Origin of the sequence: Fusicatenibacter sp., assembly GCF_050872605.1 — a bacterium.
In the GTDB taxonomy this organism is placed as follows: Bacteria; Bacillota; Clostridia; order Lachnospirales; family Lachnospiraceae; genus Fusicatenibacter.
The window spans coordinates 1-18,136 of sequence record NZ_JBNMHD010000006.1; the positions used below are offsets into that span (position 1 = coordinate 1).

Annotated in this window: 14 protein-coding genes; all 14 read right to left on the reverse strand. The window is 50.0% G+C overall.

The window, feature by feature from the left end; all coding sequences use genetic code 11:
• Positions 1-148: 148 nt before the first annotated feature.
• The 14 genes from ACY2VT_RS03210 to ACY2VT_RS03275 all read right to left on the reverse strand — a co-directional run bounded on the left by ACY2VT_RS03210 (position 149) and on the right by ACY2VT_RS03275 (position 18,124).
• Positions 149-1,426 carry a hypothetical protein gene (locus tag ACY2VT_RS03210; protein WP_461878852.1) on the reverse strand — a complete coding sequence of 426 codons (1,278 nt, stop codon included), beginning with the start codon at positions 1,424-1,426 and terminating at the stop codon, positions 149-151.
• Positions 1,423-3,030 (reverse strand): serine/threonine protein kinase, encoded by a 1,608-nt coding sequence (locus ACY2VT_RS03215; RefSeq protein WP_461878911.1) that lies wholly within the window; start codon positions 3,028-3,030, stop codon positions 1,423-1,425. Before ACY2VT_RS03215 ends, ACY2VT_RS03210 begins: the two co-directional genes overlap by 4 nt.
• Before the next feature lie 188 nt (positions 3,031-3,218).
• Entirely contained in the window at positions 3,219-4,985 is a 1,767-nt protein-coding gene (gene argS, locus ACY2VT_RS03220) for an arginine--tRNA ligase (RefSeq protein WP_461878853.1), read from the reverse strand.
• Between the two features lie 22 nt (positions 4,986-5,007).
• Complete coding sequence (locus ACY2VT_RS03225; RefSeq protein ID WP_461878854.1) at positions 5,008-5,475, reverse strand: CBS domain-containing protein; 468 nt, start codon at positions 5,473-5,475, stop codon at positions 5,008-5,010.
• A 275-nt stretch (positions 5,476-5,750) separates the two neighbouring features.
• Entirely contained in the window at positions 5,751-7,001 is a 1,251-nt protein-coding gene (locus ACY2VT_RS03230; protein ID WP_022461146.1) for an ABC transporter permease, read from the reverse strand.
• A gap of 11 nt (positions 7,002-7,012) precedes the next feature.
• Positions 7,013-9,427, reverse strand: a complete 2,415-nt coding sequence (locus ACY2VT_RS03235) for a hypothetical protein (RefSeq protein ID WP_461878855.1) — start codon at positions 9,425-9,427, stop codon at positions 7,013-7,015.
• Positions 9,424-10,107: an ABC transporter ATP-binding protein gene (locus ACY2VT_RS03240; RefSeq protein WP_461878856.1), complete on the reverse strand. Its 684-nt coding sequence runs from the start codon at positions 10,105-10,107 to the stop codon at positions 9,424-9,426. Before ACY2VT_RS03240 ends, ACY2VT_RS03235 begins: the two co-directional genes overlap by 4 nt.
• On the reverse strand, positions 10,104-11,558 hold the full coding sequence (locus ACY2VT_RS03245) for an efflux RND transporter periplasmic adaptor subunit (protein ID WP_461878857.1): 1,455 nt from the start codon (positions 11,556-11,558) through the stop codon (positions 10,104-10,106). Before ACY2VT_RS03245 ends, ACY2VT_RS03240 begins: the two co-directional genes overlap by 4 nt.
• Before the next feature lie 217 nt (positions 11,559-11,775).
• Entirely contained in the window at positions 11,776-12,039 is a 264-nt protein-coding gene (locus ACY2VT_RS03250) for a hypothetical protein (RefSeq protein ID WP_022461142.1), read from the reverse strand.
• Positions 12,040-12,262: 223 nt separating this feature from the next.
• The gene (aspS, locus tag ACY2VT_RS03255) at positions 12,263-14,071 is read right to left on the reverse strand and encodes an aspartate--tRNA ligase (protein ID WP_461878858.1); all 1,809 of its coding nucleotides are present in this window, start codon (positions 14,069-14,071) and stop codon (positions 12,263-12,265) included.
• 92 nt (positions 14,072-14,163) lie between these two features.
• Positions 14,164-15,420 carry a histidine--tRNA ligase gene (hisS, locus tag ACY2VT_RS03260; protein ID WP_461878859.1) on the reverse strand — a complete coding sequence of 419 codons (1,257 nt, stop codon included), beginning with the start codon at positions 15,418-15,420 and terminating at the stop codon, positions 14,164-14,166.
• Positions 15,353-16,033: an HD-GYP domain-containing protein gene (locus ACY2VT_RS03265; RefSeq protein ID WP_461878860.1), complete on the reverse strand. Its 681-nt coding sequence runs from the start codon at positions 16,031-16,033 to the stop codon at positions 15,353-15,355. The genes hisS and ACY2VT_RS03265 overlap by 68 nt, the downstream gene beginning before the upstream one ends.
• Positions 16,030-17,529: a coproporphyrinogen dehydrogenase HemZ gene (hemZ, locus tag ACY2VT_RS03270; RefSeq protein WP_461878861.1), complete on the reverse strand. Its 1,500-nt coding sequence runs from the start codon at positions 17,527-17,529 to the stop codon at positions 16,030-16,032. The genes ACY2VT_RS03265 and hemZ overlap by 4 nt, the downstream gene beginning before the upstream one ends.
• Positions 17,501-18,124 (reverse strand): MBL fold metallo-hydrolase, encoded by a 624-nt coding sequence (locus tag ACY2VT_RS03275; protein ID WP_461878862.1) that lies wholly within the window; start codon positions 18,122-18,124, stop codon positions 17,501-17,503. The genes hemZ and ACY2VT_RS03275 overlap by 29 nt, the downstream gene beginning before the upstream one ends.
• Positions 18,125-18,136: the final 12 nt, after the last annotated feature.

Here is an 18,136-nt window from a genome sequence, read left to right on the forward strand (position 1 = left end):
TAATTATACAATAAAAGGTGTCCTTTTTGGTTGTTTATCCAGAAAAAACAGTGATTTTTCTTTCAATAAGGGAATTCCCCATTCTGCTGGATGCGCTCTCGGCAAAACGGGGATATTATTTTCTAAAAGCGAAATCTCTGGGATCAGGCTATTTTCTGCAGAGGGCGCGCAGATAGCGGGTGGTCTGATTCTGAATTTCGGCAATGGCACGAATCAGGTTCCAGAGGCGCCTCAGGGACTGCCAGAGTCGGGTTCCTTTTGGTCTCTGGCTGGTTCTTTGGCTGACAAGTGTGGAAGTTTTTGGTTTCACGTTGACTTCCCACGGTTTCATGGTTCGAACAATGCCGTCTGCGCCGCGCACTTTTACAGTGATGCGGTTGTAGCCTTCGGAAAGGCTCTCGGCTTTCAGACAGATTTTGTTTTCTTTCCATTCATATTCGGCTTCGGAGCCATTTACCATGCAGGAAAGAATTTCAGCCGTGTCGGCGGCTCCCTCGAGCAGAATTTCCGGGGTATAACCGGGATCTACTTCGACGCTGGTGTCGGCCGGGCGGATAATCAGGGGGGTCGGCGCTTCGAAATCTTCGTCTGCTATCTGTGATAATATGAAATCGGCGATGATCTGCGGCGGTATTTGAGATGGCTCCTCCCCGGCACTCTCAGATGGAGTTTCGGCAGGCGGAGGACTGCTTTCTTCTGTTTGTAGCGGAATATCATCTGGATCTTGGATCACCTCCTCGGGTGTGGCTGCAGCAACGGGCAGCTGTTCGTCTGTTTTGAGTTCTTCTTTCTCCGGAGACGATTGCCCGGGCTCCGTTTGTTCCTGCTTTTCTGTGTTTGACTTTCCGGCATCTGGCATTACGGCAGACTCCTCTTTTTCTGGTGCTTTTGTTTCCGAGGTTTGATTTTCTGACTCTTCTGTCTCTGATTCTTTTGTATCTGTTTCTTCACATCCTTCCTCTGATTCCGATTCCCCGGAACCCATATCTCCTGCCTCCGGCAATTCTTCTGGCTTCCCCGATTCTGAATCTTCCGAAATTTCTTCCTCCTCTTCTTCCCACTTTTCCGCTGGTTCCTTCTCCGGATCCGGAATTACCGTCGGGGGAAGCATTTTTTCTTCTCCTTCTGTCTCTTTCTTTCCGGTCTCTGCCGGATCTGTTTTCTCTTCCGGCGGCTCTGGTTCCTGCTCTGGTTTCTCTTCTATAGGCGGTTCTTCTTCTGACTTTTCGTCCGGCAGCAGTTCCTCCGGTCCGGCTTTCCCGTCTGCATCTGTCACATCACTGTTCTCGATGATTTCAGCTTCTAATTCCACGCTTTCCACCGCACTTGCGGCCTCGCCTGTCGTCTGCTGTGTCTCCGCGTGGACTTCGATTCCCTGGACGGCCAGGAATCCTGTCATCATTGCGCATATGGTCTTTTTTCTCATCCTGCTTCCTCCCATCTTTTTCTGATCTGCTGATAAAAAATGTCCTCCTCCATTCCCGGAATTTCTGCTGCCTCGTTGAGGTACTGTTCTGCTTTTTCCTGCATGTCGAACTGCAGTGCCAGCTCTGCGGCCCTGAGCAGATTTTTCCGCCGGTTTCCATCCTGTCTGCTGCACAGAAGCCGTTCGTAATAGAGAAAGCTCTCCTGGCACCAGTCCTGTTCTCTTTCCCCATCCCCGGATTTTCCGCCAAGATAGCACGCATCCGCCAGTCTCTGCCAGATAACCGCCTCCCACTGCCCCTCCATATTCTCGCCTGCAGCCTTTTCCAGCACTTCGATTCCTTTCCGCATGGCGTCTGTGTCATTTTCACGCGCCAGTTCTTCAGAAAAACTGAAATACATTCCTGCAACAGCAAGATATCTGCGGCAGCGTTTTTCTTTTTCCGGCTCCTGCTGCGTGTCATCATAAAATTCAGCCAGCAATGGCTCCATCTGCATTTTTTCCCTTGCCGCATCATCCGCCAGACAGTATTCCACAAGTTCCTGCTCCACACGTCCCGCCTGACTGAGATGGTCTGCCTTTAAGAACGCTTCCCGCGCTTTCCGGTAGTTCGGCAGACTGCCTTCTTCCACCGGATTTCCGCAGAACCAGAGATCGCCCTGCTCCTCCCATTCGTCTGCCGCCGGAAACTGCCCCCATGGCATCCTGCTGGCAACTGCAGCCGCTCCTCCTGTCAGAAAAGCAAAAACTGCAAAGATCCGCAGAGTCTTCCTGCCTTTTTGCTTTCTTTCCAGCCGCCGCAGTGCCTTTTTGACTTCTCCGGCAGACGCATACCGCTCCTCCGGCTTTTTCTGCATACACTTTTCCAGCACCCGCCAGAGTCCTCTTTTCTGCCGCTTTTTCGCATGCTTCGCCATTGCCGCAAGCAGTGCGCCGAGTGCATAAAGATCGGAACGGGCGTCACACTTCCCGTCATACTGCTCCGGCGCTGCATAACCGCGGGTTCCATAACGGACTTCCACACCCGTTTCTTCTGTTCCGGCTGCACCGAAATCCACAAGGTATATTTCACCACGCTCTGTTATCATCACGTTGTCCGGCTTCAGATCCCGGTGGAAAACCGGCGGGTTCTGTGCATGGAGATAACAGAGAATCCCGCTCAGGGCAATTCCCGTTTTCAGAATTTCCCGGCTGGAAAACCGTTCTCCCTTACGCATACGCTGTCCGATAGATTTTCCGTTTACAGCTTCCATCACCAGAAAGCTTTTTGTCCCACTTTCCAGAAGTTCCACCGCACAGGGAATCCCGGGATATGAAAACTTCTGTAAAAGAAACGCCTCCCGGCGCAGTTTTTCCCTGTCACATATACTTACCTTGACTGCATACCGCTTTCCGGATCCAGTTTTCTCTGCAAGATAAACGACAGACGTTGCCCCTCTTCCGAGCACTGACAGCAGGCGATACTTCCCTCCCGGAAGTTCTACTTTTCCAATGATCCCGCCTCCTCTTTTTACGTCAAAGCGTTTGTCAGTCCGATATTCTGTTTTTGTACATGGATATAAATTGAGCCGAATGGCTCTTCGATAGAGTAATATAGAATCGATTTTTCAGGACGAATGTCCAAGCGGATGAAAAATCGTGATGTAAGTATAACACAACAGCCGCCGTTTCTGCAAGAACTACAGAAGCCGACGGCTGCCAAAAAAATCGCCTGTTTTTTATCTATTTTTTCCCTCTTGACTCCGCGCAACGCCAGATTGCGTCGGACTTTTAAGTTTGATCCCCTGGCGTTTTACATCCGTTCCGGTGCCGAGAATCCCAGCAGGTCGATGCAGGTCTCGAGTACCTCGCGGACGAGATCCAGCAGTGCCAGGTAAGATGCTTTTCTTGCCTCATCCTGCTCACTTAAGATCTTGGTCTCGTGGTAGAAGTGGTTGAACTCGTTTGCAAGCTCGTAGATATAAGCACAGATCTTATGCGGTGCTTTCTCCTCGAATGCGTTCTCCACAACGCCGTTGAAACGAGATACGGAAAGCATCAGAGCTTTCTCGCTGTCGCTCTTCGGTGCCAGAAGTGCGCCTTTCTTCAGTTCATTTCCCTCTTCTTTATATTTTCCGAGGATGGATTTTGTACGAACGATCGTGTACAGGATGTACGGACCGGTGTTTCCCTCGAAGGAAGTAAATCTCTCAACATCGAATACATAATCTTTCGATGCCTGGTTGGACAGGTCACCGTATTTAATAGCAGACAGTCCGACAATCTGTGCCGTTCCTCTTGCATCCGTATCTTTTACGCTGCGGTTCTCCACGATCTTCTGATACATCTCATCGTTGATCTCGCCGATCAGACGCTCCAGACGCATAACGCCGCCCTCACGGGTCTTGAACGGTTTTCCGTCTTTTCCGTTCATGGTACCAAATCCGATAAAGGAAAGAACGGTATCATCATTCACCAGTTTGGCTTTTCTTGCACAGCGGAAGCACTGTACAAAGTGAAGCTCCTGACGTTTGTCTGCCAGATAGCAGATCTCGTCCGGCTTGTACAGTTTCATACGCTGGATGATGGTTGCCAGGTCTGTCGTATCGTACAGCGCTGCTCCATCGGATTTTAAGATCATGCACGGCGGGATCTCTTTTGTGTCTGTCTCTTCTTTGACATCAACAACGAGTGCGCCCTGGTCATAATGTGCATAACCATTGTCTTTCAGGTAATCTACCATGTCCGGAATGTACTCCTGTGCATCGGACTCACCCATCCACAGATCGAAATGAACGTCGAGGTTTCCATAGTTCTTCTTCAGATCGGCAACAGAAACATTCATAATGTGTTTCCAGATCGCACGATATCCTCTTCTGCCCTGCTGCAGCTCTCTCGTTGCCTCGAGTGCACGTTTCTTATAGTCCTCGTCCTCTTTCGATTTGCCGCTTGCGCAAGGATAAATCTCCTCGAGCTCGCTGATCGTAAACGGTGCTTCCTCCGGGTACTCTCCCGTAAAGGACTCATCAAAATAAACAAGCTCCGGATGGCGCTCCTGCAGCTCGGTGATGATCAGTCCCATCTGCAAACCCCAGTCTCCAAGATGAACGTCACCGATCATGTTGTGGCCCATGAAGCGTCCCATACGCTTGATGCTCTCGCCGATGATCGCGGAACGGAGATGGCCGACGTGAAGCGGTTTTGCCACGTTTGCTCCGCCGTAATCTATGATGATGGTTTTCGGATTTTTTGCCTTCTCTACAGAAAGATCTTCATCGTTCTGCATTTTGGAAAGATAATCTGCCAGAAATTCCGGGTTGATTTTCAGGTTGATGAATCCCGGTTTTACGGCTTCAATTTCACCGATCACGCTGTGGTCGGTCACTTTTTCTACAACTGCTTCAGCCAGCTGGATCGGTGCTTTGTGGTATGCTTTTGCAGCTGCCATTGCGCCGTTGCACTGGTATTCGCACAGATCCGGGCGGTTGGAAACGGAAACCCTTGCATAGGACGGGTCCATCTCCGCAGCGGTAAAGGCTTTTACCAGCTCTTCCTGGATAAGATCGATCAGTTTTTTCATAATGCTTCCCTCATTTTCTTCTTTACTGCAGAATCATCTGTTCTGCGTTTTGTTTCCGCGCGCTGCGCCGGGCTTCTTCCTCTTCTTTGATGCCGCTTTTCTGATAACAGTACTGGATGATGTCTCTTCTTCGGATGATGCCGATGAAGGTTCCCTCGTCATCCACAACTGGAACGAAATTCTGCCGCATGGACATCTCGATCAGGTCCTCGATGTTGCTGTTGATGTTGACGGACTCATAATTCCACCGTTTCGGAACCTGCCAGAGCGGGATATCCTCTGCTTCATGGTAATTCAGCAGATACCGTTCTTTTACGATGCGGAGCAGATCTCCTTCCGTCAGTGTTCCCACGTAGCAGCCCTTTTTGTTCAGTACCGGAACCGCCGTGTATTTATGATATTCGATCTTCTCGATGGCCTGCCGAAGTGAGCAGTCATCATACAGATAAGCCGTTTCACTTTTCGGTGTGATAAAAAACAAAATATTCATTCGCGTATACTCCTTTTCGTTGGTCATACTCTTGTTTGATTATACCATAGACGAATGTGAAATGTCTTTGAATCTTTCTTATATTTTCATAAACATACCGAATCCGAAACTCGAATGCCTCTTTGCTGCGCTGCAAATTGCGCTTATTTTCCAGTATAACCGACTTTCCGCAAAAAGTAAAGATCTTAAGTTTCATCCGCACACGCCGCACAAAAAATCCGTACGGATCCAGCACCTACGCTGTACCCGCACGGATTTTTCAACTCTTTCTTGTTCTATTCTCTTCGCAGCGCATCAATCGGATTCAGGTTCGCTGCTTTTACCGACGGCAGCAGTCCGAATACGATACCGATCACCATGGAGAATACCACGGAGAAAATGATCGCCGGAATACTGATCGCCACAGGCGTCTGCGATACCCTCGAAATCACCTGTGCCATGATAATGCCGCCCAGCACGCCGAGCAGTCCGCCGATGCTGGTGAGCACCGCCGCCTCGGTCAGGAACTGGAACAGAATTCTGCGTTTTCTTGCTCCGATCGCCTTTTTCAGGCCGATCTCGCTTGTACGTTCCGTTACAGATACCAGCATAATATTCATAACACCGATACCGCCGACCAGAAGCGAAATGCTCGCGATCCAGATCAGCTGCTGGTTTGTGCTCTGGCCTAACTCCTGCAGACTCTTTGCTTTCTCCAGCAGATCCTCTGCCTGATAGGAAAGAGAATCGGTTGTATTGGTCACGGATTCGTTCATGATATCCGCTGTTGTCTTTCCCACCGTGCTCATATCCTCGGTCGTTTTTGCCATCACAACGGCATTTTCCGGCTCATCATACTGGAATACGATCGGCCAGCAGACATCCGGCATCAGCACCAGCGGATAGGATTCCTGATTGTACGTATAGTAGTCATCCCTGGAATTGATGACCGGCTGAAACGAATCGGCTTTTTTGATCACGCCGATCACCGTGAACGGCTCGCCCATGATCTCGATCGTTTTGCCGACCGGCGACTCATCCGGGAAGAGTGTCAGCACTGCGGTATCGTCGAGGAGGACAACTTTGTGGATCTTCGAGAAATCGCTCTCTACAAAGCCGCGTCCCTGATAAATCTGATAGCCGCACGTCGACAGATAATTTTCATCCACGCCAAGCGCCTTCGCACTGTCCAGTGTTGTGTTTCCTTTTGCGATGCCGCTCACATACGTTCTTTCGGTGTAAAACGATGCATTTTCCACCTGATCCTGCTCGCGGATCCGCTTTTTCTGATCATCGGACAGTTTCGACACGCCGCTTGGCAGTCCGTTGTCCATCCAGTAATCGCCGTCGCCCTGCTTTAAGCTGACGGTCACGTTGTTGTTTCCGGCTCCGATCAGGTTCTGTTTGATCTGCTCATTCGTTCCCTTGATCGTGGAGACAATTGAGATGATCGACGCAATTCCGATGATAATACCCAGCATCGTCAGGAAGGAACGCATTTTGTGTGACCAGATTCCCTGAAAGGAAAGTCTTACATTTTCTAACATGGTGCGCCTCCTTAACTGTTGTAATAATCCGATGAACTGGATTCCTTCGTGTCTGCGCCTTCCACCACGGTTTTGCCGTACGGGAATGCAATGTAATCCTCTTCGGAAAGACCGCTCTTCACTTCGTAATAGCTGCCCCACAGAAGTTTTCCGGTTACCACATTCTGTTTCTTTAATTTATCATTTTCATCCCGGATATAAACGAATTTCTGTCCGTTCTCCTCACGGATGAATTCTTTGCTGACGTACAGGCCGTTGCCGTTTTCTACATCGTTTCCGACAGTGATTGCAATCTCGATCCAGTCGCCGTTTTCAAAACCTTCTCCGCCCTCCGGGATAACGGCTGTGAACGGGTAGAAGGAGGCTGGTGTCTCGCTGTAGGACATGTAGCTTGTTGTCGGGTACGGGGAAATCTCGGTTACGGTTGCCGCTGCAAAAGCACCCGAAGACCAGGAAGTCACGTTGAGTTCGTCGCCGACTTTTACCTGATCGAGATACGTCTCGCTTAAGTAGCCGTGCACGTACAGACCTTCGTTTCCGCTGACCTGGATAAAGGCGCTTCCGTCGTTGGACGGGTTTTCTGCATTTCCAACCTTCTTTACCACACCGCTGATCGTCGCTTTTACGGTCTGGGAATCCAGGGATTTCTGCGTATTTTTGACTTTGAGTTCCTCTTCCTTCTGATCCAGCTTCAGACCACGGATCTGGCTCTCTTTTTCGCTGATGGCTTTTTTCAGCTCATCTTTTGTGTAGGTCATCTGGGTATCATCACCGGAAGAAGTATTGTTGTTGGCGCTGCTTCCTGTGGATGATGTAAAGAGGGACTGTACCGATGCTTTTTCACCGTAGAATACGGTTTTTGCTGTTGTCTGCACTGCTTCCGGTGCACTTTCACTCTGCGGTTCCGCTTCCGGTTCTGCCGGGACTTTGGTCGGCGTCGGCGTTTCCGTCGGAACTGGGGTCTCGCTCGGCACCGGAGTTTCTGTTGGAACCGGCTCTGTGGTCGGAATCGGTGTTGTACTTGGTTCCGGGCTGATGGTCGGCTCTGGAGTTACACTCGGTCTCGGCGTAACGCCCGGGGTCGGAGTTACACTTGGTGCCGGGGTAATTGTTCCTTCTTTTACCGTCACATTTGCAGTGCTGACTGCCATGGAAGTACCCTTGTCATTTTTCGCTGTCACTTCTACTGTGTAGATTCCGGCATCCTCTTTTGTGATGTTTTCTTTTGTGTAAGTATCCTTAAAATCTCCGTCGATTGTCTTTCCGTTGTGTTTCCAGACGTATGTGTAAGTGACATCTGTTTCGGTGTTTTCCGTGGAATCGTCTGTCTCTCCGCTTCCATTTCCGGCTTCACCCGGCTGTGTCACATCGTCCTCGGACGGACTCTCGGTTTTATCATCCGTTTTATCGTCAGCTTTCTCATCTGGCTTCTCTTCGGTATCTTTCTTCTCATTGATTCCGATTTTCAGCTTCAGCCCGCCGCCCTCTGCCACCTCTGTGTTGGCAAGCGGCGTGGTAATTTTTACTTCCGGTGCATCCGCCGACTCGGATTCTTTCAGACTCAGGACTGCTTCATACGAAGTCTCGTATGCTTTCGCAATCTTCGTTCCATCCTGCTCCCACACGGTTTCCAGCGCCTCTGCGGCTTTGTTTTCCTCATGAATCTCCAGGCGGAACCAGTATCCTTCGCTGTCCTCTTCTTTTTTCGTTCCCTTTTCATCCGCGTATCCTGCCATCTGATTCAGGAATCCGCCTGTCAGGACTGTTCCCGGTGCGCAGAGATAGGTGTATGGGTCTTCCTGCGTTCCTTCTCCTTTGTATGGTTTGGAACCAAATACAAGCTTATTCGTACTGCTGTACAGAACAGCATCCTCGTACGTCGGCTCCGGTTCCGGGGTCGGAATCGGTTCGTCCGGAAAATCCGGATCGATGGGTTCATCTGGAAAATCCGGGAAATCCGGAAAGTCGGGATCTTCCGGGAAATCCGGCTCCACCGGATCCAGCGGGGTATCCGATACCGGTTTTGTCTTTTTCAGCTTTTCCAGTTCTTTTTCACTCTGCTGGATTTTCAGCTTTGTCTGTGCAAGCTGTAACTGCTGCGTTTCCAGATCCAGCTCGATCATGCTGGTATCATATGTCATCAGCGTGTCTCCGGCATTTACCACATCGCCCTCTTTGACGAGAACCTGGGAAATGGTCTGGCTTTCGGAAAGATAGATGTTCTGGGAAGCCGTCGAGGTGATCTGGCCTTCCATGTTCATACTGTCTCCCCAGTAACCACTCGTAAAGTCACTGACCGGATACACTTTTACGGTCGTCTTCTGCGCCTGGCGGATGCCGTAATAACCGCCGACACTGACACCGCCTACGGCAACCGCGGTCACGACTGCAATCGCTGCTTTCTTTGCGGCTTTTCCTTTTTTCATGCTTCGGCCACCTCCTTCGATTTCATCATTCCATCACGGATCTCCACGGTGCGCTGTGCCATCGATGCAATATCCGCGTCATGTGTGATCATCAAGATGCTGACACCCTCGTCGTTCAGGCTCTGGAACAGCTCCATGACCTGTTCGCCGGAATGGGAGTCGAGCGCTCCGGTCGGCTCATCGGCCAGCAGAATTTTCGGATGGTTGACGATCGCTCTTGCAATCGCCACTCGCTGTTTCTGGCCGCCGGAAAGCTGGGTTGGTTTGAAACTCATACGGTCGCCGAGCCCCACCCGCTCGAGGGCAATCGCCGCCCGCTCTCTTCTCTCTTTTTTCGGCACGCCCGCATACGTCAACGGCAGGCATACATTTTCCATTGCGCTCTGTCTTGCAAGGAGTTGGAAGTTCTGGAAGACAAAGCCGATTTTCTGCAGGCGGATGTCCGACATCTGATTGTCACTGCATTTGCTGATGTCCTGTCCGTCGAGGATCAGCCGTCCGCTCGTCGCCTGGTCGAGGCAGCCGACAATATTCATCAGTGTTGTTTTTCCGGAACCGGAAGGACCCATGATCGCAACGTACTCGCCTTCTTCCATGGAGAAGTTGATGTTTTTCAGAACCGGAACCGGGATTTTGCCCTGCATATATTCTTTACAGATATTCTCTAATTCCAGAATCACGGCTGCACCTCCCCGTCCTCCGTCGATCCGGCTTCCTGTGTGTCTGCCGCGTCGTTCTCGCCAGCTTCACCACCGTCGGCGCCGCCGATCACGTTCGTCGTATCTTCCTCACCGCTGTACTCTGCGCCATCCATGGTATTGTCGACCATGCCGTTTTCATCCTGCGTCATACCGTCGTCGACCATTCCATCGTCGTTGTCAAGCATACCGTCATCCATCATTCCGTCATCTTCGCCGCCGGCCGGATTGCTCTGTCCCAGCGAACCATCAGTGCTGACGACGGTCTTCATGCCCTCTTCCAGACCCTCCTCCGGGAAGGTGATGGCATCCTCCTCTTTGAGACCATCAGTGATCTGATATTCCATCATATTTTCATCGTGTGTTCCAAGGGTTACACTTCGTTTTTCCAGTTTTCCATTTCCATCATCAGCCCAGACATAAGGATTGCTGTCGATATCGTTGATAAAGTAATCGGACAGCCAGATTCCAGTTTTGACTTCCTGCTGACCGATATCCGGCTCTACGTAAACATGCTGACCGAGCATCAGGCCATTTGTTCCATCGAGCTGTACATAAAACGGATAGTTGCTTGACTGCGTCATACCGTCTCCTGAACTGCTGTAAACGTTATTGCTTCCTGTCCGGGCATTTTCCCGATCAATCTTTGTCACGGTTCCGGTCCAGGTCTGATTCTCATCTACACGAGAATGTACGATCACCTGGCTTCCTTCGGTAATCGAACCGTCGCTCATATTCTGTTCATTGATCTGGCCTTTTACACGGAAATCTCCCGTTGCAAGAACGGTCAGGAAGGAATTGTCGGAGCTGTCACCGGAGTAAGCGCCGGCGCTGCTGTCATCGTTGTTGATTGATTTTACAACACCGGCGATTTCGCTGATCACGGTCGCATTGGTGATGTTATCGTTTAATTTATCAATCTCCGCCTGTTTTGATTTTCCTTCATATTCTTTTTTCTTTAAATCCAGCTCCGCTTCCTGAATTTCCAGTGTGATGCTTGCCTGCTGGTCTTTTGATGCCTGCTTTTTGTCTTTGTAAAGCTGGTCGATATTGGTATTCATACTTGAAAGTTCATTGTTTATGCGTTCCAGATCCAGCTGCGCCTGCTCGAGGTCACTCTGGAATTTCTCGGTATCGTAGGAGAACAGCGGTGTTCCGACCTGAACCTCCTGACCGACTTCCACATAAACTTCCTTTACCGTTTTCTCGCTGTTTTTCTCTACCTTCCAGGTATTTTCCGACTCCACAACACCGGCATAGCGGTTTTCCATTCCATTTCCGGTTCCCAGATTGGTCAGGGCTTTTACAGTATTGACATAGACGACGTTATCGTCCTCTTTTGTACTGTTTCCAAGGAAGTGCCATGCCGCTCCCCCTCCGGCTGCCGCCAGAACTGCAACTGCACACACAATCGCGATTACTTTTTTCTTCATATGCTTCCTCCCACTTTTCTATTTTACAAATTAATTTTCTGCTTTCCCAAGTTAGTTCTATCGTATCACATTTTGTTTTTTGTTTTCTTACTTTTTCCTTACTCTTTTTTAAGCAAATACTGGCTTTTTTCTGAAAATAGATTTTTGTCATTAAAAACCTGCCTCCGTGTTTATGACGGAAAGCAGGTTTTCTTTCGAATCTGTTAGATTTTATTTTTTATGCTACAAGTTTCATCTCCCGCAGAATGCGGTATACGAGATAACAGATCAGCGCTGCACAGACCAGTTTGAACAGAAGCGGAACGACGGCGAACACGATTTTAAAGCCAAGCCAGATCACGCCGATCGGGAGAAGAATAGTGGCGCATGCGCCGAGGACTTTTCCTCCAAATTTCAGCAGCAGTCCGACGATCCCAAATAAAATTCCAATTCCGCAGAGCAGACCAAAACAGGTTGCCAGCATGACTAATGTAACTAACATAGTGATTCCTCCTTGTCTTTTTCTCTATGTGTTCCACTTGCTGTGGATGTTTCCGTATCTTTCTTACAAACCATATTGTAGCACTTTTTTCCAGCAAAACAACGGGAAAGACGTGGAAGAATTTCTTAAGTTTTTCTTTACACCGATCGAGTGAAACCTAAAAAAGGACAGACAACGCTGCACTTCTGCAAAATTGTCTGTCCTGTAAATTACAAAATTTTCTTTACTCTTCTGTTGTCTCTTCCTCAGCCTGCGGCTCAACCTCAAGACCCAGCTCTTCCAGCTGTGCTGCGTCAACCGGTGACGGAGCCTCGGTCATCAGACAGGAAGCATCTTTTACCTTCGGGAATGCGATGACGTCGCGGATGCTGTCCTCTTTTGCCATCAGCATAACGAGACGGTCCAGTCCGTAAGCCAGTCCGGCGTGAGGCGGAACTCCGTATTTGAAAGCATCCAGAAGGAAACCAAATCGCTCATGTGCCTGTTCCTTTGTGAAACCAAGCATCTCAAACATCTTCTCCTGCACATCGTTCTGGTGAATACGAACGCTTCCTCCTCCGATCTCAGTGCCGTTCAGAACAATATCGTAGGCTTTTGCACGAACTGCGCCCGGATCGGTGTCCAGAAGCGGCAGATCCTCGTCCATCGGCATGGTGAACGGGTGATGCATTGCGGTGAAACGGTTCTCCTCATCGGACCACTCCAGAAGCGGGAACTCGGTAATCCATACGAAACGGTACTCGTTCTTGTCGAGCAGTCCCATCTGCTCTGCCAGTTCCAGACGAAGTGCGCCAAGAACGTTCCAAACGATCTTGTTGCGGTCTGCTGCGAAGAGAAGAAGGTCTCCTGCCTGTCCGTCCATGGCTTTGATGAGAGCTTCCATCTGCTCCTCGGTCATAAATTTGGAGAAGGAAGATTTCCAGCTGCCGTCCTCATGGATTGCAATGTAGGCAAGACCTTTTGCTCCATATCCTTTCGCAAACTCAACGAGCTTGTCGATTTTCTTTCTCGGCATTGCGCCCTGTCCCTTTGCGTTGATACCGCGGACAGAACCGCCGTTTTCGAGTGCGCCTTTAAATACAACGAACTCGGTATCTTTTACGGTCTCGGAAACATCAACCAGCTCCATACCGAAACGCAGGTCCGGTTTGTCGGAACCGAAACGATTCATAGCCTCTTTCCAGGTCATTCTCTGGATCGGGAGCTGTACCTCAACGCCGAGCACCTCTTTGAACAGGTGTGCCAGCAGTCTCTCATTGACATCGATAACGTCATCTACATCAACGAAAGCAAGCTCCATATCGATCTGGGTGAACTCCGGCTGACGGTCGGCACGCAGGTCCTCGTCACGGAAACATTTTACGATCTGGATATAACGGTCATAGCCGGAGCACATCAGAAGCTGTTTGAACAGCTGCGGAGACTGCGGCAGTGCGTAGAAGCTGCCCGGATGAACACGGCTCGGTACCAGGTAATCTCTGGCGCCTTCCGGTGTAGATTTCGTCAGCATCGGGGTTTCAATCTCAAGGAAGCCTTCTTTGGACATGAACTCACGGGTGAGCATTGCCACTTTGCTTCTCATGATCAGGTTTCTCTGGATGTCCGGGCGGCGCAGATCCAGGTAACGGTATTTCAGACGAAGTTCTTCTCTCGTCTTGGAATCCTCCTCGATCGGGAACGGCGGGGTTTCTGCCTCGGAAAGGATGCGTAAGGACTCAGCCTTTACTTCGATCTCTCCTGTTGCCAGGTTTTCATTGACAGCACCGGAGCGGGCCATTACTTCACCTTCTACGGCGATAACGAACTCGCTGCGCAGTTTTGCTGCTTTTTCAAAACCTTCCTCACTGATCGGGCCGTTCTCAAAGATGATCTGCATAATACCGCTTCTGTCACGTAGATCGACGAAAATAATTCCGCCTTTATTACGGCTTTTCTGTACCCAGCCCATCAGGGTTACTTTTTTTCCGATATCTGCTTTTGTGACTTCCGCACAGCGGCAGGTTCTCTTCAGGCCTTTCATGGATTCAGCCATTTTCTTGTTCCTCCTATTTGGAACTGCGGACACAAAGAATCTGCATCCGCAGCACATCGTTTTTTCATGCGATTACTATTATTGGATATTCCTTACATTTTGTCAACAAAAAATTCTTCAATCTCAGTGTAGCCCTCGCTGGCAAGCTGCTCTTTCTGGAATTTCTTGTTCTTCTTCATCACGACGATGTTGATGGCCGTGCCTTCACTTCTCTCTTTTGTCGCCTGCTGAATGATCTTCTGCATTCCCTCTGCCGGCATGTTTTTCTCGATCAGGTACGCTTTTTTCTTCTGTGCGCCCGGGATCTGGTAATCTCTCTCAAGCAGAAGCATAACGATACGCTCAAATCCGATGGAGAATCCGCATGCGCAGGTCTGGTTTCCGGTGAATTTTCCGATCATTTCATCGTAGCGTCCGCCGCCTCCGACAGATCCGCCGTACTCATCCATAGCGATCTCGAAGATCGGTCCGGTGTAGTAGGACATTCCGCGCACCAGAGTCGGATCGAAAGCGATCTTGAATTCTGCGGTCTTCACGGCATTGACACTGTCGATGATGATCTTCAGGCCGTCTGCGTACTCTTTGTCAAGGAATCCCTCGAGTTTCTCACGGCAGTACTCTACGCCTGCGGTATCCGGGGTGATCTCCTCGAACATTTTCAGGTATTTCTCTACGGACTCTTTTGCAAAGCCGGCTTCCTCGAGCTCTTTGGCAACGCCCTCAAGACCGATTTTATCCATCTTATCGAGGATAATAAATACGGTGTCATAGGACTCCTCCGGGAATCCGCTGTAGGCTGCCATTGCTTTTAAGATGCGGCGGTCATTAATACGGATCGTAAAGTTCTTGAAGTCCAGTTTTCCAAGCAGTGTGGTGGTAGCAAGGATCAGCTCAATCTCTGCGAGGTTGGTCGGCTCGCCAAGGATATCGATATCGCACTGCATGAACTGGCGGTATCTTCCTCTCTGCGGACGGTCTGCACGCCATACATTTCCCATCTGAAGTGCTTTGAACGGGGACGGAAGCTCGTTTGCGTTGTTGGAATAGTAACGGCAGAGCGGAACGGTCAGGTCATAACGCAGGCCGCTGTCTACGAGATCGTTTTCTTTCTCAGCGGTCTCGAGTTTCAGCTTCTCTCCTCTTTTTAAGATCTTGAAAATCAGTTTCTCATTCTCGCCGCCCTGTTTGCTGTTCAGGTTTTCGATATGCTCCACGCATGGGGTCTCCATGGAGGTAAAGCCGAAGGTTCCGTAAGTTTCCTTGATCAGACGGATCACGTAGTCACGGATTGCCATTTCTTTCGGTAAAATATCTTTCATTCCGGTAACCGGTTTCTTTTTTAATGCCATTTTCTGTTTTCTCCTTTATGATTTCCCGGATCAATTCATCGACATCAGAAAGCTCGATCGCTTTCTGGCTGCCGCTGTGGATCACTCTCTGAAATGCCAGGAACATTTTCAGATCGAAATTTTTGACTTCTTCTGTCATAAGCTCCATCGCCTGTTCCCGCGTAAACGCACTCCGGTACGGGCGGTCGGAGGTCAGCGCGCAGTACACATCACAGATGCGTAAGATACGCGCCCCAAACGGAATCTTTTCTCCCGCCAGATTGGCCGGATACCCGGTTCCGTCATAATTTTCATGGTGATACAGAATACTCTCCAGCACAAAATCGGAGTAGCCGCGTCCCTGCAGGAGTTCATAGCCCAGTGTGGAATGGGTCCGCACAAAGCGCATCTCCTCGACGACGAGCGTATCCTGTTCTTCTACGTAATTCTCCAGTACAATCTTTCCGATATCGTGGAGAACGCCCGCTTTTGCAAGCTCATAGCAGATTTCTTTCTCATACCCCAGTTCCCGCGCAAGATCGTAAGCTAAATTGCTCACTTCCATGCCATGGATGAGCTGCTCGGTCAGGGTATAGCGCAGCATGTGAAGCTGCTGACTGGAATTTTCTTTCATTTTGGCAGATACTTCTCCATTCCGATACGCTTTCTCTCGATCATTTCATCGATACGCTCCACGTAGTTTTTCAGATCCTTCACGTTCTCCACCCGCTCAATGCGCTCTCCGTGTTCAAACACGAATTTCGTGGACGCTCCGGCTCCCGCGGCCAGAATGGACTGTTTTTCCTCCATAATGAGGATGTTGTAGATGCCTGCTTTTCCTTCGCGGGAGTAGCCGACATTCTCAAAGTTACCCGCCATATTTTTCTGGCGGTACATGTAATACGGTCCCATCTCCATGCGGTGTGCGCTGTCCATCGTCATTTTCATGATCTCGGCAGAGTTTTCAAACGAGATCTCCTGATATTTGTCTTTGAACAGGTTGAGTCTCGTTGCACGCTTTAACGCAAGGGAATGGACGGTCAGGGAATCCGGATTCAGCGCTTCCACTTTTTCCAACGTATGCGCCACTTTTTCCTTGTCCTCGCCCGGCAGACCGACGATCAGATCCATGTTGATGTTGTCAAATCCAAGGGAACGCGCCATACGGAATTTCTCCTCGATCTCCTCCACGGTATGGTGGCGTCCGATCAGATCCAGCGTTTCCTGGTTCATGGTCTGTGGATTGATCGAAATACGGGTGACCGGGAATTTGCGGATGGCTTTTAAGACCTCCTCATTGATCGTATCCGGCCGTCCTGCCTCCACGGTGAACTCCTGCACCTGCTCCATCGGGAAGAGCTCTGTCACTTTCGTGAGCAGGCGCTCCATCTGTGCCGCATTCAGCGTGGTCGGCGTACCGCCTCCGATGTAGATCGTATCAAGGGTGTAATCCTTCATGTTCTCACTGATAAAGGTCAGTTCTTTGATCAGTGCATCGAGATACGGATCTACCATATGCTCCCAGCGGCTTAACACATGGGAGCCGAAGGAACAGTACAGGCAGATGCTCGGACAGAACGGGATGCCAATGTACAGGCTGTAACCGTGTTCGTAGTCGATCGTCTTTAAAACGTCCTTTTCCCGGTTGGCAATCGTGATCGCAAGTGCCGTCTTTTCCGGGCTGGTGTAGTAGGTTTCGCGCATATATTTTGCGATTTCTACATTCTTCTTTCCCTCTTCAAGCATCTTCATCGGAATTTTCGTCGGACGGATGCCGGTGAGATCGCCCCATGGAAGTTCTTTGCCGCTCACTTCGGAAAGCGTGCGGTATACCATCCGTTTCAGGACATTTTTCGTTTCATGGCGGTCTTTTTCATATTCCACCGCCTCACACTGCGAAGCGAGCGTCTCATGTTTCTCGTCTGCAATCGAAAAACAGATCTGATCTGCCTCGTATGTGATCGTATCATAATATGCAAATTTCCCGTCCGGCTCCCCATCCTCTTCGTACCATGAGGTAATCTCACAGCCCGGATAGAATGCCTTGATCAGGGAATACACATCGTATTCAAAATCTTTTCTGTTAAAACAAAGGCTGATATTAAGCAAGGGGATTGTACCTCTTTTCATGTTCAATCGTAGTTTCATCGTTGTGGCCCGGATACACGGTCACATCCCCGGGAAGCTCTTTTAACAGGCGCTTGACCGACGCGATCAGCTCTCTGCCGGAGGATGTCGGGAAGTCGTATCTTCCGTAGGACTCGCAGAACAGCGTATCACCGGAAAAAAGTGTTTTCTCTGCCGGAATATAGTAGCAGACACCGCCTGCCGTGTGCCCTGGTGTCGCAAGAACGTGGATTTCAAAATCTGCGAGATGCAGCACATCGCCCTCTTTTACGGTTTTGTCCGCCTGCATCGTGTACGGTTTGCTCCAGAGCCCGGAAAGATTTTCCTTTGGATCCTCCAGCAGGTGCTGCTCTTTTTCATGGACATAGACCGGGATATGGTACTTTTTCCGCAGCGCATCCGCTGCCAGCATATGGTCGAAATGGCCATGGGTCAGCAGAATGGCCTCCGGGTCGCCGTCGATCTCGTCGATCTGGCGTTCAATCTCCAGCGGCGAATCGCCCGGGTCCACGATCAGCACCTTCTGGCTGTCCGGATTTTCCACAACGTAGCAGTTTGTCGAGAGCATTCCAAGTGCCCGGTAATTTACCTTTATCATACGCTTTTCTCC